Here is a 25,206-nt window from a genome sequence, read left to right on the forward strand (position 1 = left end):
AATGATGATTGTTGTAGCTTATAAACTTTACTATCTTTAACCTAAATTATGCATTAGGAATCGTAATGAGGGTTTCAGGCCGTAATAGATTTTATAATGCATATTTTGGCTTTAATCCTAAATTACATGTTATGAGTAATTACAAGTGCGTCATTTTCGACTGCGACGGCGTATTGGTCGATAGTGAACCTACAAGTATTCAAGTTTTGGTTGATATCGCTAATGAATATGGAGCCAACATTGATTTAAATTATGGAATGAAGCATTTTAAAGGCAGTTTTTTTACAGCTTGTAAGCAAATGATAAGTGATTTAACCCAAAAGGAGCTTCCGGATAGTTTAGAAGCTGAATACCGAGACCGTAGTTTTGAAGCCTTTCAGAAAAAAATGGAACCTGTTGAAGGCGTAAAGGATGTTATTGAACATTTAAATTTACCGTTTTGTGTGGCTTCCAGCGGTCCTGAATCTAAAATCAGACTTAATTTAGGTCTAGCTGGTTTATTACCTTTTTTTGAAGGACGGATTTTTAGTTGTTATGCATTAGAGAAGTGGAAACCCGATCCTGCTGTGTTTTTATGGGCAGCAAAAACCATGGGCTTTAAACCTGAAGATTGTTTGGTTATAGAAGATAGTCTTTCTGGCGTAAAAGCAGCCAAAGCAGGTGGATTTGATGTTTTTGGTTTCACCGCGCACGATCCCGATAATGAATTAAAATCTTTTGCAACGAAAACATTTTCTAAAATGAGTGACTTGTTGGAGCTTATTGAGGGGTGATGGCTTTACGTGATGTTTGCCTACAGTTTATCACTGCCGTCTATTAGGCAATAAAGGAGGCGGTTCGCCCGAAAAAGGATTCCAACGGCTAATACTTTTGGCTCCCATTCCTGCAGCACTTATAACAGCACGGTCACCATAGCGTTCGCGCATTCTGTCTATAGCATCCGAGAGGTTTAATTGTTTTTCATTGTCTTCAAACAAATTAATTTGATGTCCTCCAGCAACCAAATGGCTAAACTTTACACCAATAAGACGCACCAGCATGCGGCGGTTGTAAAGTTTATCAAACAAATCTAAAATCACCGGAATAATGTTATGATCCATAGCGCTGTAAGGAATACGTTGTTGTTGGGTATAAGTTTGAAAATCGGAGTAGCGAATTTTAAACGTCACACAGGCTGTTAACTTATTACCGCGGCGTAATTGATAGGCCAAATTTTCGGTCATTGCTACAAGAATACCTCTTAACTTCACCACATCAATCGTATCTTTATTAAAAGTGCGCTCGGTTGAAATGGACTTGCGTTCGTGATACTGCACCACAGGGTTCGAATCGATTCCATTCGCTTTCTTCCAAATCGTGAGTCCGTTTTTACCCAGCACACGCTGTATGACATCCATAGGCATACCTTGTATGGTTTTAATCTGTTTCACGCCTAAATCGCATAAGATTTTATAAGTGACCTCGCCTACCATAGGAATTTTTTTTACCGAAAGCGGCGCTAAAAAAGGTTTTTCCTGACCTGTTAAAATTCTAATTTCGTTATTAGGCTTGGCTTCACCTGTAGCAATTTTAGAAACCGTTTTGTTAACCGATAAACCAAATGAAATGGGTAATCCTGTTTCCTTTATAATACGTTGCCGTAATTCGGAAGCCAGTTTATGACAACCAAAAAACTTATCCATTCCGGTAAGGTCGATATAAAACTCATCGATAGAGGCCTTTTCGTAAAGCGGTACACTTTCTTTAATCACCTCGGTAACATCTTTGGAAAAATTACTGTAAACTCCCGCGTTTCCACGCAGTACAACAGCCTCAGGACACAGCATTTTTGCCATACGCATGGGCATGGCCGAATGCACACCAAATTTTCTAGCCTCGTAACTACAAGAAGCCACGACACCCCTGTCGGAAGTACCACCAATAAGCACTGGTCGCCCAATTAAACGGCTGTCTAACAAACGCTCGCAAGACACAAAAAAAGTGTCTAAATCCATGTGAACTATAGCTCTTTCTTTTAACATGATGCTGCAATGGTGTTTTTGGTTTCGGCGTATCTAGGATCCTGAATGATTCCACACTTAACCATAGAAATCACTTCTATATTGATGCAGCCAAATTCATTTAAAACCTTTCCTGTAATGGAATAAACACCTTTACCTCTAAAAGGAAATTTACTGGCTATAGGTGGAAAGTGTACGGTATCTAAAAAATGACCCTTCCGATCTAAAAAGGTACCGAAATACATGACTTTCTGATTTTTTGTTACACTGTATTTTGTGGTCACTAAATAACCTTCAACCGTAACGATTTTACCTGTGAAATTCATCAAATCTGAAGCCAGCCATACGGGGTTTGAAGGTGTTTCTAACAATTCAAAAGGATGACAAAGAGGAAAACCTAAAAGCTCTAATTCTTCAAAAGCATTTTCTAATAATGAACTTGATAGTTTGGGTATTGTATATTGAACTTTTGCGGTGGTAAACAGTGCTATTGTGGTGTTTTCTGTAGGTGCTTTTTTATTTTTTAAATGTGCTTCCCAGAGTAATTCTCGTTTATTAACACCTGTAAAACGAAAGGCATTAATTTTTATGAGAATAGAAATTTGCTCGATGGAAATAGGCAGGCGCTCTATAAAATCATCCAAACTTTTAAAAACACCATGTTTTGTACGTTCAGCGTGCAACATTTTAATGGTATTTTGCTCTAAAGCATGCAAAAACATGAAACCTAAATAAATGGTTTTACCCTGAATATAAGCTTCATTAAAGCTCGTGTTTACACAGGGCGCTTCAATAGTGGCACCGTGCATTCTGGCCTCATGTACATAAAACTCGGTTTGGTAAAATCCGCCAAAATTATTAATGGTTGCCACCATATACTCTAAAGGGTAGTAGGCTTTTAAAAATAGGCTTTGATAACTTTCTACAGCATAAGACGCCGAGTGCCCTTTAGCAAAAGCATAACCCGCAAAACTTTCTATCTGGTTCCATATTTGATGTATAACTACTTCGGGTTCCCCTTTTTGTATACAGTTATGGAAAAACTGCTGTTTAACACTTAAAAACGCTTTTTTAGAACGCAATTTTCCCGACATGCCTCGGCGCAAAATATCGGCTTCGGCCAAAGACAATCCACCATAATAATGCGCTACTTTTATCACATCTTCTTGGTACACCATAACCCCATAGGTTTCGGGCATAATTTTAAGCAGTATAGGGTGTGCTGTTTTGCGGCGCTCGGGGTAACGGTGACGTAAAATAAACTCGCGCATCATACCAGAACGCGCCACTCCGGGGCGAATAATGGAACTCGCTGCTACCAAACTCAAATAATTATCGACTTGTAATTTTTTAAGGAGCATACGCATGGCGGGCGATTCCACATAAAAACAGCCAATAGCCTTCGCGTTTCTAAGCAAATCTTTAATTTTTTCGTCTTGCTTAAATTTTTTTATATCGTGTATGTCTACAGGTGGCTTTTCGGGATGATTGTAAGCTATAATTTCTACGGCTTCTTTAATTTTTCCTAGGCCACGCTGACTCAAAATATCGAATTTATATAAGCCTATATCCTCGGCAGTAATCATATCAAACTGCGTGGTTGCATAACCTTTAGGAGGTAAAAACGTGGCGGTATAATAATGAATAGGCTTCTCTGAAATGATAATACCACTGGCATGAATACCCAAATAATTGGGGAAACCTTGAATATATTTACTGTAAACCAGTACCAGTTTAGATAATTTGTCTAAATCTTTCTCTTGGTATCGACGTTTTGTAAGTCTGTCAATTTCAGCTTTTGGCAATCCAAATACTTTACCCAATTCGCGTACCGATGCTTTAAATTTAAAGGTGTTGTACACGGCTAATAAGGCGGTGTTTTTGAAATTTTCAAATATAAATCGCGTGATATCATCGCGGTCTTTCCATGAAAAATCGATATCAAAATCTGGCGGATTTTTACGATATAAGTTGATAAACCGCTCGAAATATAAATCCAATTCTATAGGATCGACATCGGTAATTCTTAATAAATAGGCCACAATACTATTGGCGCCACTGCCACGCCCTACATAAAAATAACCTTTATTCCGTGCGTAGTCTAAAATTTTCCAGTTGATTAAAAAGTAGGATACAAAAGCCTTTTCTTTAATAATTTCTAATTCTTTTTTGATGCGCTTATACACCGCTTCATCGGGATTTTTATAACGATACGGAATACCTTCATAGGTTAGTTTTTTGAGCAATTGATAATCGGAGCTTTCACTTTCTGTATAGGATTTCTGATTATTAGGTGTTTCTTTCGAGAAGTCGAAATTAATGTGACAAGATTTTAAAAGCGTTGCTGTATTTTCTAAAAGCTCAGGGAATTCACTATAGGTTTTATATAATGTTTTGTACGGTAACATGTAATGGTTTGCCTTGCCTTCTTCACTTTTAGGTAACTTACTTAACAACGTATTATTAGCTATGGCACGCAATAAACGATGGGTATTGAAATCCTTTTTACTTTCAAAAGAAACGGTTTGTAATACCACCAATTTATCTCTTAAATGTTTCCACTGTGAAAACTTAAGCGCATTTAAATCTGCTGGTTTTATGCCTAAAAATTCGTGGTCCTCCAGATGAAATACCCGCTGATTGCGATAAGGATAAACCGTGAAAACACCGTCTAAAACAGGTGCTTTCTCTGGAATTTCTAAACGGTTATCATGCAAAAACTGCGACAAATACCGGTTAATATTTTGAAACCCTTTATTGTTTTTAGCCAACAAAATAAACTGCTGTTGGGCTCCATTTCTAAAATCGACACCAAGTACGGGTTTTACATCATATTGGTCTGATAATCGTGCAAAATCTAAGCAGGCCGAAGTGCTATTAATATCGGTAAGTGCTAAGGTTTTAAATCCGTTTTTAGCCGCTATAGCAAGCAGTTGTTCTGGCTTTATAGTGCCGTAGCGTAAGCTGTAATATGAATGACAATTAAGATACATAAAGCAAAATTAGCTACAATAAATAGTTATTATTGCTTGTATTTGTAGCAAAAAGTGTTAAATTTTGAGATGGATGAATTGTATTAATATAGGCTGTATGTTAGATCTTCCTTGCCCATACCTTGAAACTTTGCAGCTTTGAAACTTTAAACCTCTACTGATTCATATCATTTACACGACCAAACATTCAATAAATAAACAATTATCCGATTTAACAATTAAACATAAATCCATTACTTTTGCTTTAATGCAGGACACACTTCAAAATTACATTCCCAAAAAAGCAGTACCTCAAATTTTACAGCTTTTAGAACATGAGCATTTAACGGTAAAAATTAAAAACGAACGTAAAACCCGTCATGGTGATTATAAACGTTTACCTAACGGCAAGCATCAAATTACGGTAAACTCCAATTTGAATTGCTACCGATTTTTAATTACTTTGGTTCATGAAATCGCCCATTTAGAGGCTTTTAATACTTATGGGAAGTATATTAAACCTCATGGTAAAGAATGGAAGTATACTTTTCAGCGATTAATGTTGCCATTTTTAAATCCAGAAGTTTTTCCTATGGATTTACTCCCTTTATTGGCGAGACATTTTAAAAACCCAAAGGCGAGTAGTGATACAGATGCGCATTTATCATTAGCACTAAAACAATTTGATGAACCTAATGATAAAACCTATATTTTTGAGGTGCCTATGGGGCATAATTTTAAAATTTATAATGGTAAAATTTTCAAAATGATAAAAAAACGTGTAAAGCGTTTTGAATGTGTGGAAGTTAAATCAGGTAAAGTATATTTGTTTAGTCCGAATGCCGAAGTAGAACTTTTAAATTGAAAATATTTAAATATTAAAAAAATAATAAGATGAAGAAGAATTATTACGCGATATTAATGGCTGGAGGTGTCGGATCACGATTTTGGCCTGTGAGCACCGAGGAGTTTCCTAAGCAATTTCACGACATGCTAGGAACCGGCGATACGCTTATTCAGAAGACTTTTCACCGTTTAGCAAAACTGATACCTCAAGAGAATATATTTATTTTAACCAACGAGCGTTATAACGACTTGGTTTTAGAGCAGCTACCAGAGGTGACGCAACGCCAGGTTGTTTTGGAGCCTGCCATGCGAAATACAGCGCCTTGTATTTTATATGCTTCATTAAAAATCCAGAAAGAAAATCCGGATGCCGTAATGATTGTAGCTCCAAGTGATCACTGGATTGAAGATGAAGACACCTTCTCTAAAAATGTAGAACAAGCCTTTGAATTTTGTTCTGAAAACGATGCGCTTATGACATTGGGCATTCAACCTACATTTCCAAACACAGGTTATGGTTATATTGAATACGATAAGGCTTCCGCGGAAGCGATAAAACCCGTAAATCAATTTAGAGAAAAACCAGATTATGAAACGGCTAAAGCCTTTATATCTCAAGGTAATTTTCTTTGGAATGCAGGAATATTCATGTGGAGTGTAAAAACGGTATTGAATACGTTTCAGAAAAATCAACCAGAATTGTTCGAGCTTTTTGAATCTGGAATCAGTGCTTATAACACCGATGCTGAAACCGATTTCATAAAAGAAAACTATCCGAAGGCCGAAAACATATCGGTAGATTATGCCATTATGGAAAAGTCTAAAAACGTGTATGTGATTGCAGCAGAATTCGACTGGAACGATTTAGGGACCTGGGGTAGTTTATATGATAAACTTGATAAAACTAAAAATGGGAATGCCGTTGTAAACGCTAGAGTTTTACCTGAAGATGCTTCTGGAAATATGATTCGCACCAAAAAGGATAAAATTGTGGTTGTAGACGGTTTACAGGATTATATTATTGTAGATAAAGAAGAAGTTTTGCTTATCTTTCCTAAGTCTAAAGAACAGGATATTAAAAAAGTGCTCCAAAATGTGAAAGATGAATTTGGAGAACAATATGGTTAATAACATATGAGCGAAGAAAATAAATTTAGTTTTTCTGAAGAAGAAGCTGAAGCCAAGGCAAACAAGGTTGCTGAAGCTGCAGAGGCTGAAAAAGCCAAAAGTGTTGAGCAGTCTAAAGATGCCGTTAAAAAGGACGCCCAGGGGCTTTTAGAAAGTATCAAAGTGTTTTTACGAGAGTTATTAGATTTTCGTGATGATACCGATCGAGAGGCGACTACCAAGGCTATTGTTGCCGATATTCCTTTTAAAGGGGCAACGGCTTGGATTTTAGTCTGTTCTATTTTTGTGGCTTCCATTGGGTTAAACGCGAACTCAACCGCTGTGGTTATTGGAGCCATGTTAATTTCTCCGCTTATGGGGCCTATTTTAGGTATAGGCTTGTCTATTGCCATAAACGATATTGATACGCTTAAAAAATCGTTGATAAACTTAGCAACCATGATTGTTTTAAGTTTACTAACGGCTTTTCTATTTTTCTGGTTATTCCCTTTAAGTGAAGATACTTCAGAGCTTTTGGGACGTGTACGACCAGATATACGTGACGTTTTAATTGCCTTTTTTGGTGGTTTAGCTTTAATTATTGCACGAACCAAAAAGGGAACCATTGCTTCGGTTATTTTTGGTGTGGCTATTGCAACGGCCTTAATGCCACCACTTTGTACGGCAGGCTATGGTTTGGCTAAAGGAAATTTTGTGTACTTCGGTGGTGCCATGTATTTATTTACCATCAATACGATTTTTATTGCCTTAGCTACCTTTTTAGTGTTAAAACTACTAAGGTTTCCCATGCTTAAATACGCCAATTCTAAGCGTCGCCAATTCATATCTAGAGCGGCTATGTTGTTAGCTATTGTGGTTATGATTCCGGCCGTGTGGACTTTTTTAAACGTGTTGAATGAAAGTAATTTTAAGCGTGATGCTAGTGCTTTTATCCGTGAAGAGCTCACCGATTTACCTCATGGTGAATACATAAAAAATAATGCATCTTACATGTATGTTGATGACGAAAACTCGGTGATAGAACTGAATACTTTTGGGTTAGATGAAATTTCTGAAACCACTATAACCTTGCTTCGTAATAGGTTAAAGGATTATCGTGCTTTGTCTTCAACACAATTGAATATCAATCAGAATCGCTCTAAAAACTTAGATAATTTTAAGTACATGGAAGAGCTTAGAACACGAGATTCCTTAGATCTATTATCTCAAACCGAAAAAATCAGTTATTTAGAAGAAAAGCTAAGAGGATTTTCAGAACTTGAAAGCAGTTATATGGCTTTTGATGGTTTAACAGAAGAATTGAAAATCAACTACGAAAACATAGAACAGTTTTCTTATGGGAATGTGATTAATACCAATTTCACCAAAAAAGATACCACACCAGTTTTCTCTGTAAAGTGGAAAAAAGAGTATAAAGACGAACTACGCCAAAAGGATAAGGACAAACTTGAAAAGTGGCTAAAACTTAAACTAGATTTAGATACTTTAGTGGTACGTAGAATTAATTAAGGCGTCATCGTTGTTTCAAACTTATTTGAAAGGTAATGCATATTCGAAAAGAATGCCATGACAATGGGTTTCGAGGATACAGGGTCTCTAAGAAATAATAAAATAGCTAGGCTAAAGCGTGTTATAGTATTATGGCTTAGAGGTCAATATTAAAATTCCAAAAAGCTTTTTTGATTTTAAGTAGATAAAGCACGAATTAAAGCTTTATTTTAAGAGAAGTATTTTGTGTTTAGGTTAAGCTTCTGCTTTACTCATGATCCTCCAAGTACATCTTACGTACCTTTTTAAAGAGGTTGGAAGAGTAAACAAAATCGGTAACCACTTCGTTATCGGTTCTAAAAATAGTGTCGTTAGAGCCTTCCCAAGCTTTTAAACCATCTTTTAGAAAAACGATTTTTTCACCTATTTCCATCACCGAGTTCATGTCGTGTGAATTAATAACGGTTGTAATTTGGTATTCTTCGGTGATCTCTTGAATTAAATTATCAATAACGATAGCTGTTTTAGGATCAAGACCAGAATTAGGCTCATCACAAAACAGATATTTTGGCTTGTTTACAATGGCACGTGCAATGGCTACACGCTTTTGCATTCCTCCAGAAGCCTCACTTGGCATTTTGTTATGCGCATTTTCCAGGTTAACACGGTTTAAAACAAAGTCAACACGATCTCTCATTTCGCTTTTGCTTTGTTTGGTAAACATACGTAAAGGGAACATCACGTTTTCTTCAATGGTCATCGAATCAAATAATGCACTTCCTTGAAAAACCATGCCTATTTCGGCACGAATGTTTCTTTTTTCATCCTCACTTAATTTGGTTAGAATTTTACCATCATAAGCGATAGAGCCGCCTTCGTAATCAAAAATACCTAATAAACATTTTAGGAAAACGGTTTTTCCTGCACCACTTTGCCCAATAATAAGACTGGTTTTTCCTTTTTCAAAGTTGGTAGTGATACCTTTTAAAATCTCTGCGTCTCCAAACGATTTGCGTAATTCTTTAACTTCAATCATTAGCTTAATAACATTTGGGTTAGTAAATAGTTTAAAAGGATGATGAAAACACTTGTCCAAACAAAAGACGTTGTACTCGCTTTACCTACTTCCAAAGCACCGCCTTTCATGTAATAACCATGGTAAGAAGGAATTGTTGCTAATAGAAACGCGAAAACACAAGTTTTTATAAAGGCATAGGTAATGTGAAACGGATTAAAATCTAATTGAACACCAGTGATATAGTCTTCCGGCGCACTAAATCCGCCATACATACAGGCTACTAATCCCCCAACTATACCCAAAAACATTCCAATACAAATTAAAAACGGATATAACATTAAGGAAATAAACTTAGGGAAAACCAGATAGTTTATCGAGTTAATCCCCATAACTTCCAGGGCGTCAATCTGCTCGGTAACTCGCATGGTACCAATACTAGAGGTGATAAATGAACCTACTTTACCAGCCATAACAATCGATACGAAAGTAGGGGCAAATTCTAGTAATATGGATTGTCTGGTGGCAAAACCAACCAGGTATTTCGGGATTAATGGATTGTCAATGTTTAATGCCGTTTGTATGGTAACCACACCGCCAACAAAAAAGGATATGAAAGCCACGATTCCTAACGACCCAATAACTAAGTCATCAATATCTTTTAATATCAGCTTTTTCATAACGCTCCACTTTGTAGGTTTGCGAAACATTTCAGCAATCATCAAAAAATAAGTTCCAATATTATGAAGGTATTTCATATGTAGTTTTGTAGCTGCTAAAGTAAAAAAAACTTAGTGGTATTTAACGTTAATTTTAAATTATGATGTTCTTAATTATGTATTTTTGACCACTTACTTAAAAATCTATAATGAAAAAAATATACGTCTTACTTATCACTTTAGCTATCTTTTGCTCTACATTTAAAACCTATAGCCAGGCGAGTTCATCGTCTAATATGGATCAAACCCCTCCAAAACTTGTTGTTGGAATCGTTGTTGATCAAATGCGCTATGATTACCTAACAAGATTTTATTCGCGCTATGGAACAGGTGGTTTTAAACGCATGATGGATGAAGGGTTTAACTGTAAAAACAATCACTTCAATTACGTGCCTACCAAAACAGCACCAGGGCACGCATCTATTTTTACGGGGAGTACACCTAAGTACCATGGAATTATTTCAAATTATTGGTATGACAAAGACACAAAAAAACAAGTTTATTGTGCCGATGATGATAGTGTGTTACCTGTTGGAACAAGTGATAAGGCAGGAAAAATGTCACCTAGCCGCATGTTAACTACCACTTTTGCTGATGAAAATAAATTGTTCACACAAATGCGAGGTAAAACCATTGGAATTTCTGTTAAAGATCGTGGCGCTATTTTGCCAGCAGGTCATACAGCTGATGCGGCTTATTGGTTTCATGGCGACGATGAAGGGGCATGGATTACCAGTTCTTTTTATATGGAAGCACTTCCAAAATGGGTTGCTAAATTCAATGCAAGTAAGCAAGCTGCATCATATCTAAAAAAGTGGGATACCTATTATGATATAGATACCTATACCGCGAGTGGGTCTGATTTAAATGACTACGAAGGCGGATTTAAAGGTAAAGAAACCGCTACTTTTCCTTATAATTTGAAGAAATTAAAAGATGAAAATGGCAACTTTAGTATCCTTAAAATAACACCGTTTGGAAATAGTTTAACCACCGATTTTGCTATTGCTGCCATTGAGGGAGAAGCTTTAGGTGCCGATGATATTACAGATGTTTTAACGGTGAGTTATTCTTGTACTGATTATATTGGACATAATTTTGGGGTAAATTCTAAAGAGATTGAAGATACTTATATTCGATTAGATCAAGATTTAGAACGTTTCTTCAAAGTGTTAGATAAAGAAGTTGGAAAAGGGGAGTATGTTGTGTTTTTAACTGCTGATCACGGTGCTGTGGATGTGCCGGCATATTTACATGCTCATAATATCCCATCTGGATATTTGGATAATAAGGCTCGCAAGAAACAGTTTGATGACTTTTTATTAGCAAAATATGGAACTGCTGAGGTAGTTGAAAATATTAGTAATGATCAAATCTTTTTAAATAAAGATAAACTACAGATTCTAGGATTAAGTGCGATTGATGTGCAAAATGCGATTGTTGAAGAACAAATGACTTACCCACACATTTCAAAAGCCTATACTAGAGAAGCTATTGTCTCTAGAGATTTCACTGAAGGGATTGAGGCTTTAATTCAAAAAGGCTTTAACCAGAAGCGTTCTGGAGATGTGGTTTTAGTGAATGATCCTGCTTATATCTCATACGGAAAAACAGGATCTACACACGGTAGTGGTTTAAATTACGACACGCATGTACCGTTATTGTTTTTCGGAAAAGGGATTAACCATGGAGCAACTACCGAAAGAACAAATATTACCGATATCGCACCTACCATGTCTAGTCTGTTAGGCATTAGTTTCCCAAATGCTTCTATCGGAAAACCTTTAGGATACGTTTTAAAATAACAAAATTTTTCTTTACTTGGTTGGATTGAAACTGTCTAAAGGGAGCTAGAAATCTAACTAAATTTAAATAGATGAATAAACGTAGTATATACGCCATTTTAGCCGCTATCATTATGATAGCGGTTTATGGTTATGATCATTTTTTAGACACAAAAGTTCAAGCCGATATAGTTGCTGAAGGCGGCAAGCCTAAAACACAAACCAACGAATTTTTCTTGCCTACAAGTACTACAGGACAAGTTATTCATCATAACGGTTATTCCTTGTCTTACAGTGAAAAAGACGAACAAGCGGAATGGGTGGCTTATGAATTGAAAAAATCGGATCTTTCAAATAGTAATTTTAAACGCCCTTATTTTGAAATTGACCCTGCTGTAAAAACCGGAGCTGCCCATTGGCGTAATTATAAAAATTCGGGTTATGATCGCGGACACCTATGTCCGGCGGGTGATAGAAAATACAGCAAAGAAGCGCACGATGAAACTTTTTTAACCAGTAATATTAGTCCGCAAGAGCACAATTTTAATGCTGGAATTTGGAATACCTTGGAACAAAAGGTGCGTTATTGGGCTGCAAAATACGACGGCGTTTTTGTGGTTACTGGAGGCATACTTAAAGGGGATATGAAAACCATTGGAACCGAAAAGGTTGCCGTGCCTAATGCCTTTTACAAAGTGCTCATAGATACCAATTCGGGCCCAACAAAAATGATAGGCTTTCTTATGCCTCATGAAAATTCTAGCAAACCTTTATACCATTTTGTAGTGCCTGTAGATTCTATCGAGCGGTTAACAGGGATTGATTTCTTCCCACAATTAGATGATGAGTTAGAGAATAAACTAGAGGCTTCAAGCAGTTATAAAGCCTGGAGTTTTAACTAAGTTTGGAGCGCATGCCTTTCCAACGGAGGTTTCTAATAAACTGGCCTTCTTTTTCATTGACTAGAAAATCCACTTGTTTCTTTTTTGCCTTGAAATAACCAGTCATATAATCTTTAAATAAAGACATACTCTGTTTTTTATAAGCGAGTTTTGCTGCCGAAATTAGCGTGATCATAAAACCATAACGCATTTTGTACATGGCTTCACCTTGTAAATACTTTGAAGCTTTATTGTAACTGATACCTGTGGGTTTTAAATGTTTCACATGAAGAGTTTCGTCAGTTAAAATGGTCCAACCGTAATATTTAGCCAACAACTCATCAACGGTATCCCAACCCATAGAAGGTTTAAGTTGTCCGATTTCGATGAAACACTTTTTGCGATAGGCTTTTAGTGCACCGCGAATATGATCTTTTCGGGTTAGGTTTTCAAGAATCCAACCGCCATTTTTTTCAATATAGCAAAACCCTGAAGCCATGCCTAAGTTGTTATTGGCTTCAAAATGATTGGCGAGTTGCGCTAAATAGTTTTCAGGGAAAATCAAATCGGCATCAAACTTACAAATCACATCGTAATCATCATCTAAAGTTTCAAATCCTTTATAAAAGGCATTAATGATTTTTGAACCTGGTAAATGTTTGTTGGATGATATGGAATTAACTAAGGATATGAACGGGTACTTTTCCGCGAAAGCGCTAACAATTTTTTGAGTATCGTCGGTTGAATTATCATTCACCACCACCACACGTTTAGGCAACAGACTTTGATTGACTAACGACTCTAAGGTTTGTCCTATCGAGGTTTCTTCGTTATGTGCAGGAATGACAATATAAAAATTCAAAGTAGAAAGGTTTTGGCGTAAAGTTAAACCCTTTCGGCATAAACGATGTAATATCTGGGGGTAAACCATCTTAAAATAGGACGAATCCCTAATTTTTTAGTAGGGTTTGTCCATTTTTGACGGTCGATAATCTTCCAGCCTGCTTTTTCTAATAGCCAATCGAATTGCCAATCTTCAAACTCATGATAGTGTCGGTCCAACATATCGGTTTTACTTCTATAAGCGGAAGAAAACCAAAGTTTCAGCGGTACACTAGCCACTAATTTATCGGCTTTAATTGATTGAAGGACGGTAAAAGGGGAGAGTAGGTGTTCGAAAATCTCGAAGGCCGTTACCACCTCGGCTTTCGAATTTGTAATGTTTTGTGTGTCATGATCTAAATCTTCACCCTGGGTGTTTTCGACAGCATAACCATGTTGTGTCATAATTTCAGAAAACGGATTTACAACGCCTAAATCTAAGATGGATTTTGAGGTTGGGATGTGTTTTTCTAAAAAATTAATGGTATGCTTAAAACGTTTATTTGGAAATGTTTTTTCGTACATCAATCTGTTTTATTACTTCATTGCCATGACCATGGAAATCTCAAATAAGGGCTCAACACTTTATACTTCGTAAACAATAGCATTAATGTTCATGCCAGCACCTACGCTTGCAAACATAATAATATCACCTTGATTAATGGCTTGTCCTTCCATTTTTTCGTTAAGAATCAAATCGTATAAAGTAGGAACCGTGGCCACACTAGAATTTCCTAATTTTCCAATACTCATAGGCATGATGCCGTCAGGCATGTCCATATTGTAAAGCTCATAAAAACGTTTTACAATGGCTTCGTCCATTTTTTCGTTGGCTTGATGGATGAGTATTTTTTTGATTTTAGAAATATCAACACCACTTTTGTCCAAGCAAGACTTCATGGCTAAAGGTACGTTGGTTAAGGCAAATTCGTAAATTTTACGTCCGTGCATTTTAATATAGCAACGGTTGTCATCTACCTTTGGGTTATAGGTTTCTCCAAAGAAAATGAAGTGGGCTTCTTCCAAAGAAAATGTTGCCGCTTCATGGGCTAAAATACCGCCTGATTGCTCGGTGGCTTCTAAAATTACGGCACCAGCACCATCGCTGTAAATCATAGAGTCTCTGTCGGAAGGATCTAAGATCCGCGATAAGGTTTCGGCACCAATAACTAGGCATTTTTTTGCAATACCCGATTTGATAAATGCTTCGGCTTGAATAACGCCTTGAATCCATCCTGGGCAGCCAAAAAGTAAATCGTAAGCTACACACTTAGGGTTTTCAATACGTAAAAGATGTTTAACACGGGAGGCAATACTAGGAACTGTATCACTTTGAATGCTATCGTGTTTGATATCCCCATAATTATGGGCAACGATAATATAATCTAAGGCTTCTCCAGAAATATCTGCTTTTTGAAGGGCTTTCTCCGCAGCAAAAGTTGCGATATCCGAGGTAGTTAAATGTGGTTTTGCATAACGCCTTTCTTTAATGCCAGTAATGGCCTTAAATTTTTTAACGATAACCTCGCTCGGGGCGTTTATTGTAGAACCATCACTATTTAAAAACTCATGATTATGAAAGTCTTCGTTTCTTTCAATATCGGCAGGAATATAGCTTCCTGTTCCTGTTATTTTTATAGTCATAAAAAAGGAAAATTGCCTGATTAAAATTAGTATCAAGCAATATATGAGTTTTTAAATCGTGATGGTTTCTATTTTATTAAAATTTACGATGTTCAACCGTGCTTTTAAGCTTCAATATAATCTTCAATCGGTGCGCAAGAGCAAATTAGGTTTCGATCACCGTATGCATCATCAACACGTCTAACACTTGGCCAAAATTTGTTTTCTTTTACATAATCTAAAGGAAAAGCGGCTTGCTCACGCGAGTATGGGAAATCCCAAGTTTCGCTAGTAAGCATGGCTAAAGTGTGAGGTGCATTCTTTAAAACGTTGTTAGTCTCATCTTTAGAGGCATTATCAATTTCACTTTTTATAGCAATTAAAGCGTCACAGAAACGATCTATTTCAGCTTTACTTTCACTTTCGGTAGGCTCGATCATTAAAGTACCAGCCACTGGGAATGATAGGGTAGGTGAATGGAAACCGTAATCAATTAAACGTTTTGCGATGTCGGTTACTTCAATACCGTTAGCTTTAAACGGACGACAGTCTACAATCATTTCGTGAGCCGCTCTACCACGTTCACCAGAATATAAAGTGTCAAAACTACCTTGAAGGCGTTGTTTGATGTAATTAGCATTTAAGATGGCTACTTTGGTAGATTCGGTTAAACCTTCAGCACCTAACATTTTAATATAACCATAAGAAATCAAACAAACTAAAGCAGATCCAAAAGGCGCCGCTGAAATTCCAGTAATGGCATCTTTACCTCCTGTTTTCACAATTGGGTTTCCAGGTAAAAATGGTACTAGTTGTTCGGCAACACAAATTGGGCCAACACCTGGACCTCCACCACCATGAGGAATCGCAAAGGTTTTATGAAGATTTAAATGACAAACATCGGCTCCAATATTTCCTGGGTTTGTTAAACCTACTTGGGCGTTCATGTTCGCACCGTCCATGTAAACTTGTCCGCCATTATCATGAATAATTTTGGTGATTTCTTTAATCGCAGATTCGTAAACGCCGTGTGTTGAAGGGTAAGTTACCATTAAACACGATAAGTTATCGGCGTGTAGTTCTGCCTTTTCACGTAAGTCTTCTACATCGATATTACCTTCTTCGGTCGATTTGGTTACCACCACTTTCATACCAGCCATAACCGCACTGGCAGGGTTCGTACCGTGAGCAGACGATGGAATTAAACAAATATTTCTATGATGATCACCACGAGATTCATGATAAGCCTTAATAACCATAAGTCCGGCAAACTCACCTTGAGCACCAGAATTTGGTTGTAATGATGTTGCAGCAAATCCTGTAATTTCGGTAAGTTGATCTTCTAAAGCTTTAAGCACTTTTAAATAGCCTTTAGCTTGTTTTAAAGGCGCAAAAGGATGAATGGTTCCCCAGTTCACCGAACTTAAAGGCAACATTTCTGAAGCCGCATTTAACTTCATAGTACAAGATCCTAGAGAAATCATAGAATGATTTAAAGATAAATCTTTACGCTCTAGCATTTTGATGTAACGCATTAATTCGGTTTCAGAATGATAGCTGTTGAAAACAGGCTCGGTAAGGAAATCTGACTCACGTTGTAAATCCGCTGCAATGTTATTATGTTGTTCAACTTCAGAAATAACAATGCTCTTTTTATTTGCAGCTTTAGCAAAAACCGAAATTAGAACGTTTAAATCTGGAATTAAAGTCGTTTCATTAATGGAAATGGCTACCGTGTTTTTGTTTGGGTAGTAGAAGTTTACTTTTTTACCATTGGCTATTTTCTCAATCTTTTTAGCGTTGGCTTTAATAAGGATGGTATCAAAAAACGAGCTGTTAACTTGTTCATATCCTAATTTTTCCAATGCATTGGCAAGCGTAACCGCTTTATTGTGCACACGGTTGGCAATAAACTTTAAGCCTTTTGGTCCGTGATATACGGCATACATACTAGCCATAACAGCTAATAAAACTTGAGCTGTACAGATGTTAGATGTGGCTTTATCACGTTTAATATGCTGTTCTCTGGTTTGTAAAGCCATACGAAGTGCACGGTTTCCGTTGGTATCTTTGGTAACTCCAATAATACGTCCTGGTAAATCACGTTTGTAAGCTTCTTTAGTAGCAAAATAGGCAGCGTGTGGACCACCATAACCCATCGGGATTCCGAAACGTTGTGTGGTTCCAACCACCACATCGGCACCAAATTTACCTGGCGCTTCTAATTTTACCAAGCTTAAAATATCGGCAGCCACAGCTACTTTTATTCTAGCTTCGTTGGCTTGTTCTATAAATGATTTAATATCGGTAATTTGACCTTCTTTTCCTGGGTATTGTAAAATAGCTCCGAAAAATTCTGAAGAAAAGTTGAAATCTTCTTCGTTACCAACCACTAGTTCAATACCAATTGGCGTGGCTCTGGTTTGAAGTACCGATAAAGTTTGAGGTAAAATGTTTTCTGAAACGAAAAATTTATTAACGCCTGCTTTTTTCTGATCGCGTTCACGCACAGCAAATAATAAACTCATGGCTTCAGCAGCAGCAGTACTTTCGTCAAGTAGTGATGCATTGGCAATTTCCATTCCAGTTAAATCAATAACCATCGTTTGGAAATTTAGTAAGGCTTCTAAACGACCTTGAGCAATTTCAGCTTGGTAAGGTGTATAAGCTGTGTACCAACCAGGGTTTTCTAAAACATTACGTTGAATAACTGCAGGTAAAACCGTTGGGTGGTATCCTAAACCAATATAAGTTTTATAAACTTTATTTTTTAGAGACAATTTATGAATATGAAGTAAGTACTCATATTCAGTCATAGGCTCGTCTAAATTAAGCGGTTTTTTTAAACGAATATCATCAGGAATGGTTTCGTAGATTAACTGATCTAACGAATCTACACCTAAGGTTTGTAACATTAAATTTTGGTCCTCCTGGTTAGGGCCAATATGACGCAAAGCAAACGCGTTTGTATTCATAAAAGTATATTTGAATAAATAATTCGCAAAAATACTGAATATTTGTTGTGTTTTATTGCGAAAAATAGAAAGTTTTCAACCAAAAGAATTCCTTAACATCGCATTAGTTACATTTGTGTTATGAATTTATCAAAGAAACTTCTCGAGTTTTATGTTAATAGTAGTATTCACGTGGCTTTAGCAGTGTGTGCTCTTGTGGGAGTAACTACGGTGGAGTTGGGGTTAGAGGCCGATAACGTAATCTTTTGCTTCGTTTTTTTTGCTACCATTTCGGGTTATAATTTTGTTAAATTTTTTGGCGTAGCAAAGTTTCACTACCAACGCTTAGCAAAGTGGCTTAAAATGATACAGATTTTCTCTTTTTGTAGTTTTTTATTATTGTGCTTTTACGGCGTTCAGTTGCAGGTTGAAACTTTAGTTATTGTAGGTGTTTTTGCGGTGTTAACTTTCTTGTATGCCATCCCTTTTTTGAAGGATAAGACCAAAAGTTTAAGACATGTTGAAGGGGTAAAGGTATATGTTATCGCTTTGGTTTGGATGGGAGTTACGGTGTTTTTGCCTGTTATAGATACAGGTTTTGAGATGACCACCAATGTCGGAATCATGGGGATTCAGAGGTTTGCCTATGTTTTAGTGCTTATGTTGCCGTTTGAAATTCGCGATTTAAGGTATGATCCTAAGGGGTTACAAACCATTCCTCAGAAAATAGGAGTAAAAAAAACGAAGCAACTTGGGCTCTTTCTTTTGGTTTTTATCGTGCTGTTGGAATGTTTAAAAGTAGATTTAGAATATTCTAAACTAATAGTTTTAGGTGTTGTAGCTTTAGTAACAGTTGGTTTTGTCTGGAAGGCGGAGTTAAATCAAGGAAGGTATTATTCGGCTTTTTGGGTAGAAGCCTTACCTATTTTATGGTTGTTGCTGTTGCTGGTCTTTTAAAGCGATATCTATGGTTTTTCGCATGGATTCCTTACAATCATGGTCCAAGCATTTCACCTTCGATCTTTTGATAAACTTCGTGAGTTTCGAGTTGGTTTTTGCGTGACTTCTGCATGTTTTACAGTAGGCTATATGTAGATTAAGTTTAAGTTTATCCCATAGGGTTGCCTCCTTATATTGGACTTTGTCACATATTAGACACACTTCTTCGCAAGGCGCAAAAACCTTTATCTTACTCATCATTATAACCAATTTTCTTTTAAACAATCTGCCATAGCGGTTCGTGCTCTATGAATGATAACCCATAGGTTAGACGCTGTAATATTCAGTTCATTACAGATAGTTTCTGTTTCGTAGTTTAAAATCGTTTTCATTTTAAAAACGTCGGCTTGTTTTTTAGGTAGCTTACTTAAACAGTTGTGTATGGCATCCCCGAGCTCTGAATTTTCCAGAGCATCTTCTGCTGTTTTATCGAAAGGATCGGCCACACGTTCTTCTAGCCAGTCGCCGTCACCATCAGCATCTTTGTAATGCATTCGTACTTCAGCTTTGCCTTTATTCGAATTTATTTTACGGTAATGATCTATAATTTTTCGCTTTAAAATGGAGATGAGCCAAGTACGCTCACTAGCTTCTCCTTTAAAGTTTTTCATGGCTTTTAAAGCCGCCAAAAAGGTATCCTGAACCAAATCTTGAGCCATATCCCTATCACTTACACGCGAAATGGTGTAATTGAATAAGTAATCGGAATATAAATCGATCCACTTATTGGGGTTAATTTGATGATCAGGCATTGTTGAACAGTTTTATTGACTCAAAAGTAAGAGAAAAAAATGGATTTCTAATTAGTAATTAACCCAGCTCTTCGCAACAAAGCTTCCGGTTTTGGTTCTTGACCTCTAAAACGTTTGTAAAGCACCATTGGGTTTTCGGTGCCACCTTGAGACAATACATTATCTTGGAATTTTTTAGCCACAGTTTTATTGAAAATCCCAGTTTCTTTAAAATATTCGAAAGCATCAGCATCTAAAACCTCGGCCCATTTATAGCTGTAATATCCCGAAGAATATCCACCTTGAAAAATGTGTGAAAAAGCCGTACTCATACAGTTTTCTTCCACTTCAGGGTAAAGGGTTGTGTTTTTAAAGGCTTCTTTCTCGTGAGCTTTCACATTGGTAATACCTGACGGGTCAATGCCATGCCAGCTCATGTCTAATAAGCCAAAACTTAACTGACGTAAGGTTTGCATGCCTTCGTGAAAAGCAGCTGAAGCTTTAATTTTTTCAATCAAATCCATCGGGATTACTTCACCAGTCTCATAGTGTGTCGCGAATAATTCCAAGGCCTCTTTTTCATAACACCAGTTTTCTAAAACCTGACTCGGAAGTTCAACAAAATCCCAATACACGCTGGTTCCAGAAATACTCGGGTAAGTGGTATTGGCAAGCATGCCGTGAAGAGCATGACCAAACTCGTGAAACAATGTGGTAACTTCGTTAAAGGTTAAAAGCGATGGTTTGCTTTTTGTAGGTTTGGTGAAATTGCAAACTATAGAAATGTGCGGTCTGCTATTTTCGCCATCTTTGATATACTGAGGTTTAAAGGATGTCATCCAAGCGCCATTACGTTTTCCTGGTCTTGGGAAAAAATCGGCGTAAAAAATAGACACTAAGTTACCGTTTATATCGGTAACCTTATAAGTTAACACATCGTTGTGATATTTGTCGATATCTTGAATTTCTTCAAAATTAAGATCGAATAATTTGTTAGCAATCGTAAAGGCGCCGTTGATAACGTTTTCTAGTTTGAAGTAAGGTTTAAGTAATTCATCATCCAAACTGAATAATTTTTGCTTCAGTTTTTCAGAATAATAAGCCCCATCCCATTTTTCTAAATGATCGATGTTATCTAAATCTTTAGCAAAATTTTCAAGGTTTTTAAATTCTTTTTCCGCCGCAGGCTTCGCTTTTTCTAAAAGCTCATTCAAAAAGGTTTTTACGGTTTCAGGTGTTTCTGCCATGCGTTCTTCCAGTACAAAATCCGCGTGAGTTTCATAACCTAAAAGCTTGGCGCGCTGATGACGTAATTTTACAATTTGAAGCACGTTGTCCTGGTTGTCTAAGGCATCACCCTTAAAGGCTTTGGCTCCGGCCTCAAGGGCTAATTTTTTTCTTAACTCGCGGTTGTCGGCATAGGTAAGGAAGGGAATGTAACTCGGATAATCTAAGGTAAACATCCAGCCCTCTTTATCTTTCGATTCTGCGAGTTGTTTTGCAGCTTCAACCGTACCTTCTGGTAATCCGGATAAATCGGCTTCATCGGTAATAAGCATTTCAAACTTATTGGTTTCAGCCAGTACATTTTCTCCAAATTTAAGTTTTAAAGCGCTTAATTTTTTGTCGATGTCACGAAGTTGTTGCTTCTTATCTTCCGCAAGGTTAGCCCCATTTCTGGAAAAACCTTTGTATTTTTTATCTAAAAGCGTGTGTTGTTCTACGGTAAGTTTTAAGTCATCTTTAGCTTCATAAACGGCTTTAACACGTTTAAATAAGGCTTCGTTTAATGTAATATCATTACTGAATTCCGAAAGTAATGGTGATACTTCTTGAGCTATTTTCTGAATGGTTTCATTCGTTTCAGCCGAATTTAAATTAAAAAAGATACTCGATAAACGGTCTAAAGTTTCTCCCGAAAAGTCTAAGGCTTCAATCGTGTTTTCAAAAGTAGGTGCCTCGCTGCTGTTGGCAATGCTATCAATCTCTCTTTTAGCACTTTTAATGGCTTCTTTGAACGCAGGAAGGAAATCTTCGTTTTTTATTTTTGAGAAAGGAGCGGTGTTATAATTAGTGTTATACGGAGTTATTAATGATTTGTTTAGCATTTTTTTAATTTAAGTGTTAAATATTTATTTTGCTATGTGTGCATAATAAAATTTTCGTATTTTTGAAGTCATAATTGCAGAGTGACTAACTCAATAGAATTATTTGTTAATAGCTGAAAAGCCCTGAATTAATTTTCGGGGCTTTTTTCATTAACAGATATTTATAAGTCTTTTGCAGATTCATGGACCTTTACTTTAAGGCCTTCTTTGTACATGACAATTTTATCGAGCACACATTTATCGCTGGCACCAATAATTTGAGCAGCTAGGATGCCTGCGTTTTTAGCGCCGTTAAGGGCTACTGTAGCCACAGGAACACCACCTGGCATTTGTAAAATAGATAAAACAGAGTCCCAACCATCAATAGAGTTGCTGCTTTTTACAGGAACACCAATAACTGGAAGTGGTGATAATGAAGCAATCATACCCGGAAGGTGTGCAGCACCTCCAGCTCCAGCCACGATAACTGAAAACCCTCTAGTATGAGCGTTTTTACCGTAATCGAATAATTTTTCTGGGGTACGGTGTGCCGAAACAATATCGACTTCCACTTCAATATCAAATCCTTTTAAGATGTCTATTGCATCTTGCATAACAGGAAGATCACTTTTACTTCCCATAATAACGCCTACTTTGCTCATATCTATTCGCTTATTACTTTAATACTATTTTTAACTTGTTCTGCAACACGTCGCGCTTCATTTAAATCTTCGTTCACTATGGTCACGTGCCCCATCTTTCTAAAAGGTCGCGTTTGTTTTTTGCCGTATATGTGTGGGGTTACACCATCCATTTTCATAATGGTTTCGATGTTTTCATAAACCACATTTCCAGAATACCCTTCAGCACCTACGAGGTTTACCATAACACCTCCAACTTTGTTATCGGTACGTCCCAAAGGTAAGTCTAAAATAGCTCTAATATGTTGTTCGAACTGTGAAGTGTAACTGGCCTCAATAGTTTGGTGACCAGAATTGTGAGGTCTTGGTGCCACTTCATTAATTAAAATCTCGTCGTCTTGGGTTTGAAACATTTCTACAGCCAATAAACCAACATGATTAAAAGCTTGTGATGTGCGTAAAGCTACATCTTCGGCTTTTTTAGCAATCTTGTCTGGAATCCTTGCCGGACAAATTACATATTCGACTTGGTTGGCCTCAGGATGGAATTCCATCTCCACAACAGGATAGGTTTTTATCTCACCCGAAGCACTTCGCGAAACGATTACCGATAATTCATTTTTAAAAGGTACTAAAGTTTCAGCAATGCATTCTACATTTGGCAAGTCTGTTAAGTCGTCAACCGATTTTACGATTTTCACTCCCGTACCATCGTATCCAAATTGTGCCGATTTCCAAACAAAAGGCAAGGTTAAACCACCGTTGTTTACAGCTTCTTTAATTTCAGAAGTATAAGCAAAACGTGTAAATGGTGCCGTTGGTAAATCATGATCCACATAAAATAACTTTTGTGTGGCTTTGTTTTGTATAGTTCTTAAGGTTTTAGAACTCGGATAAACTTTTACACCTTCCTTTTCTAAAGCTTCAAGAGCATCTACATTAATATTTTCAATTTCAAAAGTTAAAACATCCACTTGCTTTCCGAAGTTATAAACCGCATCGTAGTCCATTAAATCGCCAAGCTGAAATTGATCGCAAGCAATCTTGCATGGCGCTTCGTTACTAGCGTCTAAAACGGCGGTATAAATGTCGAATTTGCGTGTGTTGTAAAGGAGCATTTTACCAAGTTGGCCGCCACCTAAAATACCAAGTTTAAAGTCTGATGAAAAATAATTCATTAATGTGTTTTTTTACTAAATCAAAATTTGGATAGGCAAAAATACGTTTAAATCTTAAAATACTTCCTAAAATCCTAAATCAAAAAATGGTTATTGCTCAATCTATTGATTATCTTTGCCTCTTTAAAAAAATATTTAAGTTTTGATAAAGCTACACGATAAGTTTTTTAAGCCCTTTATTTCAGCCAAACAAATTGATGACGCCATGGTACGGTTGGCTAAAGAAATTGCTGATGATGTGGGTGATGAAATTCCTGTTTTTATTGGAATTTTAAATGGCTCATTTATGGTGGTTAGTGATTTCGTAAAGAAATATCCGAACCCTTGTGAGGTGACTTTTATTAAGTTAGCGTCTTATGAAGGGGTGAAATCAACCGAAGACATTCAGCGTTTAATAGGCTTAACACAAGACTTAACGGGGCGTACGGTTGTTATTCTTGAAGATATTATCGATACCGGAAACACCCTAGCTGAGGTTCACCGTATTTTTAAAAATGAAAATGTAAAATCTTTAAAAATAGCCACACTTTTCTACAAACCTGAGGCTTATAAAAAGGATTTTAAATTGCATTACGTCGGTATAGAAATTCCTAATAAATTTATTGTAGGCTATGGTTTAGACTACGATGGCTTAGGAAGAAATTTACCAGAAGTATATCAAATAAAACAAACTCAACATATGACAAACTTAGTGTTATTTGGCCCTCCAGGTGCCGGAAAAGGAACGCAAGCAGAATTTTTAAAAGAAAAATATAATTTAGTACACATTTCTACAGGCGATGTTTTTAGATTTAATATTAAAAACGAAACCGCTTTAGGGATGTTAGCAAAATCATACATCGATAAAGGTGAGTTGGTTCCAGACCAAGTAACTATTGATATGCTTAACGCAGAAGTTGAAAAAAATGCCGATGCTAATGGTTTTATTTTCGACGGATTTCCACGTACTAATGCACAAGCAGAGGCTCTAGATAACTTAATGGATTCTAAAGATTCGCAAATTAATGCGATGATTGCTCTAGAAGTTGAAGATGAAATTTTAGTTAAGCGTCTTATCGGAAGAGGAAAAACGAGCGGAAGAGCCGATGACGCGGACGAATCTATCATTAGAAATAGAATAAAAGAGTATTACGATAAAACAGCGATTTTAAAAGATTACTATTCAGCTCAAGATAAATATTTTGGTGTTGATGGTGTTGGTAGTATCGAAGATATTACGGTACGTTTAAGTGCTGCAATCGACAATTTATAAATTCCTAATCATCCGATAGCTATCGG

20 protein-coding genes are annotated in these 25,206 nt (G+C 36.7%); 8 read left to right on the forward strand and 12 right to left on the reverse strand.

All coding sequences use genetic code 11. The features are described 5' to 3' along the window. The first annotated feature begins 131 nt into the window (after positions 1-131). Positions 132-773 (forward strand): HAD family hydrolase, encoded by a 642-nt coding sequence (locus A6I66_RS07550; RefSeq protein WP_067147468.1) that lies wholly within the window; start codon positions 132-134, stop codon positions 771-773. A gap of 30 nt (positions 774-803) precedes the next feature. On the opposite strand, the gene dinB is transcribed toward A6I66_RS07550, so the two are convergent. Continuing rightward, the gene (gene dinB / locus A6I66_RS07555; RefSeq protein WP_067147254.1) at positions 804-2,021 is read right to left on the reverse strand and encodes a DNA polymerase IV; all 1,218 of its coding nucleotides are present in this window, start codon (positions 2,019-2,021) and stop codon (positions 804-806) included. Then, positions 2,015-4,993, reverse strand: coding sequence for a DNA polymerase III subunit alpha (locus A6I66_RS07560; protein ID WP_067147256.1), 2,979 nt, complete (start codon positions 4,991-4,993; stop codon positions 2,015-2,017). The genes dinB and A6I66_RS07560 overlap by 7 nt, the downstream gene beginning before the upstream one ends. A 247-nt stretch (positions 4,994-5,240) precedes the next feature. Here A6I66_RS07560 and A6I66_RS07565 point away from each other — a divergent pair, with 247 nt between their 5' ends. Genes A6I66_RS07565 through A6I66_RS07575 form a run of 3 tightly spaced genes read left to right on the forward strand, consistent with a single transcriptional unit; the run spans position 5,241 to position 8,455 of the window. Then, on the forward strand, positions 5,241-5,837 hold the full coding sequence (locus A6I66_RS07565; protein WP_067147258.1) for a SprT-like domain-containing protein: 597 nt from the start codon (positions 5,241-5,243) through the stop codon (positions 5,835-5,837). A 29-nt stretch (positions 5,838-5,866) separates the two neighbouring features. Further along, the gene (locus A6I66_RS07570; RefSeq protein WP_067147260.1) at positions 5,867-6,946 is read left to right on the forward strand and encodes a mannose-1-phosphate guanylyltransferase; all 1,080 of its coding nucleotides are present in this window, start codon (positions 5,867-5,869) and stop codon (positions 6,944-6,946) included. A 6-nt stretch (positions 6,947-6,952) separates the two neighbouring features. Next, the gene (locus A6I66_RS07575; RefSeq protein WP_067147262.1) at positions 6,953-8,455 is read left to right on the forward strand and encodes a DUF389 domain-containing protein; all 1,503 of its coding nucleotides are present in this window, start codon (positions 6,953-6,955) and stop codon (positions 8,453-8,455) included. A 247-nt stretch (positions 8,456-8,702) separates the two neighbouring features. Here the strand turns inward: A6I66_RS07575 and A6I66_RS07580 are convergent, their stop codons facing one another. Both A6I66_RS07580 and A6I66_RS07585 read right to left on the reverse strand, forming a co-directional pair. Beyond that, positions 8,703-9,470: an ABC transporter ATP-binding protein gene (locus tag A6I66_RS07580; RefSeq protein WP_067147263.1), complete on the reverse strand. Its 768-nt coding sequence runs from the start codon at positions 9,468-9,470 to the stop codon at positions 8,703-8,705. Next, positions 9,470-10,207 carry an MlaE family ABC transporter permease gene (locus A6I66_RS07585; RefSeq protein ID WP_067147265.1) on the reverse strand — a complete coding sequence of 246 codons (738 nt, stop codon included), beginning with the start codon at positions 10,205-10,207 and terminating at the stop codon, positions 9,470-9,472. Before A6I66_RS07585 ends, A6I66_RS07580 begins: the two co-directional genes overlap by 1 nt. A gap of 110 nt (positions 10,208-10,317) precedes the next feature. Here A6I66_RS07585 and pafA point away from each other — a divergent pair, with 110 nt between their 5' ends. Together pafA and A6I66_RS07595 are read left to right on the forward strand one after the other, a co-directional pair. Continuing rightward, positions 10,318-11,973 carry an alkaline phosphatase PafA gene (gene pafA, locus A6I66_RS07590; RefSeq protein ID WP_067147267.1) on the forward strand — a complete coding sequence of 552 codons (1,656 nt, stop codon included), beginning with the start codon at positions 10,318-10,320 and terminating at the stop codon, positions 11,971-11,973. A gap of 71 nt (positions 11,974-12,044) precedes the next feature. Continuing rightward, positions 12,045-12,854, forward strand: a complete 810-nt coding sequence (locus A6I66_RS07595) for a DNA/RNA non-specific endonuclease (protein WP_067147269.1) — start codon at positions 12,045-12,047, stop codon at positions 12,852-12,854. Here A6I66_RS07595 and A6I66_RS07600 read toward each other — a convergent pair. From A6I66_RS07600 to gcvP, 4 genes are all read right to left on the reverse strand, one after another. Further along, entirely contained in the window at positions 12,847-13,695 is an 849-nt protein-coding gene (locus A6I66_RS07600; RefSeq protein WP_067147271.1) for a glycosyltransferase family 2 protein, read from the reverse strand. The genes A6I66_RS07595 and A6I66_RS07600 overlap by 8 nt on opposite strands. 23 nt (positions 13,696-13,718) lie before the next feature. Continuing rightward, the gene (locus A6I66_RS07605; protein ID WP_067147273.1) at positions 13,719-14,240 is read right to left on the reverse strand and encodes a methyltransferase domain-containing protein; all 522 of its coding nucleotides are present in this window, start codon (positions 14,238-14,240) and stop codon (positions 13,719-13,721) included. A 60-nt stretch (positions 14,241-14,300) separates the two neighbouring features. Continuing rightward, on the reverse strand, positions 14,301-15,359 hold the full coding sequence (locus A6I66_RS07610) for a 3-oxoacyl-ACP synthase III family protein (protein ID WP_067147278.1): 1,059 nt from the start codon (positions 15,357-15,359) through the stop codon (positions 14,301-14,303). 104 nt (positions 15,360-15,463) lie between these two features. Continuing rightward, entirely contained in the window at positions 15,464-18,313 is a 2,850-nt protein-coding gene (gcvP, locus tag A6I66_RS07615; RefSeq protein ID WP_067147280.1) for an aminomethyl-transferring glycine dehydrogenase, read from the reverse strand. Positions 18,314-18,433: 120 nt separating this feature from the next. Between gcvP and A6I66_RS07620 the strand changes: the two genes are divergently transcribed. Then, positions 18,434-19,249, forward strand: coding sequence for a UbiA prenyltransferase family protein (locus A6I66_RS07620; RefSeq protein ID WP_067147282.1), 816 nt, complete (start codon positions 18,434-18,436; stop codon positions 19,247-19,249). Between the two features lie 242 nt (positions 19,250-19,491). Here the strand turns inward: A6I66_RS07620 and A6I66_RS07630 are convergent, their stop codons facing one another. The 4 genes from A6I66_RS07630 to A6I66_RS07645 form a co-directional block, all read right to left on the reverse strand. Continuing rightward, positions 19,492-20,043 carry a sigma-70 family RNA polymerase sigma factor gene (locus A6I66_RS07630; RefSeq protein ID WP_067147284.1) on the reverse strand — a complete coding sequence of 184 codons (552 nt, stop codon included), beginning with the start codon at positions 20,041-20,043 and terminating at the stop codon, positions 19,492-19,494. Positions 20,044-20,090: 47 nt separating this feature from the next. Continuing rightward, positions 20,091-22,130 (reverse strand): M3 family metallopeptidase, encoded by a 2,040-nt coding sequence (locus tag A6I66_RS07635; protein WP_067147286.1) that lies wholly within the window; start codon positions 22,128-22,130, stop codon positions 20,091-20,093. Positions 22,131-22,291: 161 nt separating this feature from the next. Then, positions 22,292-22,771 (reverse strand): 5-(carboxyamino)imidazole ribonucleotide mutase, encoded by a 480-nt coding sequence (gene purE / locus A6I66_RS07640; protein ID WP_067147288.1) that lies wholly within the window; start codon positions 22,769-22,771, stop codon positions 22,292-22,294. Positions 22,772-22,773: 2 nt separating this feature from the next. Beyond that, the gene (locus tag A6I66_RS07645; protein WP_067147295.1) at positions 22,774-23,928 is read right to left on the reverse strand and encodes a 5-(carboxyamino)imidazole ribonucleotide synthase; all 1,155 of its coding nucleotides are present in this window, start codon (positions 23,926-23,928) and stop codon (positions 22,774-22,776) included. A gap of 142 nt (positions 23,929-24,070) precedes the next feature. On the opposite strand from A6I66_RS07645, the gene A6I66_RS16475 reads away from it, so the two are divergent. Then, entirely contained in the window at positions 24,071-25,180 is a 1,110-nt protein-coding gene (locus tag A6I66_RS16475; RefSeq protein WP_084399559.1) for an adenylate kinase, read from the forward strand. Positions 25,181-25,206 lie beyond the last annotated feature (26 nt).

The sequence above is a fragment of the Pseudotamlana agarivorans genome, assembly GCF_001642835.1.
GTDB classification, from domain to species: Bacteria; Bacteroidota; Bacteroidia; order Flavobacteriales; family Flavobacteriaceae; genus Pseudotamlana; species Pseudotamlana agarivorans.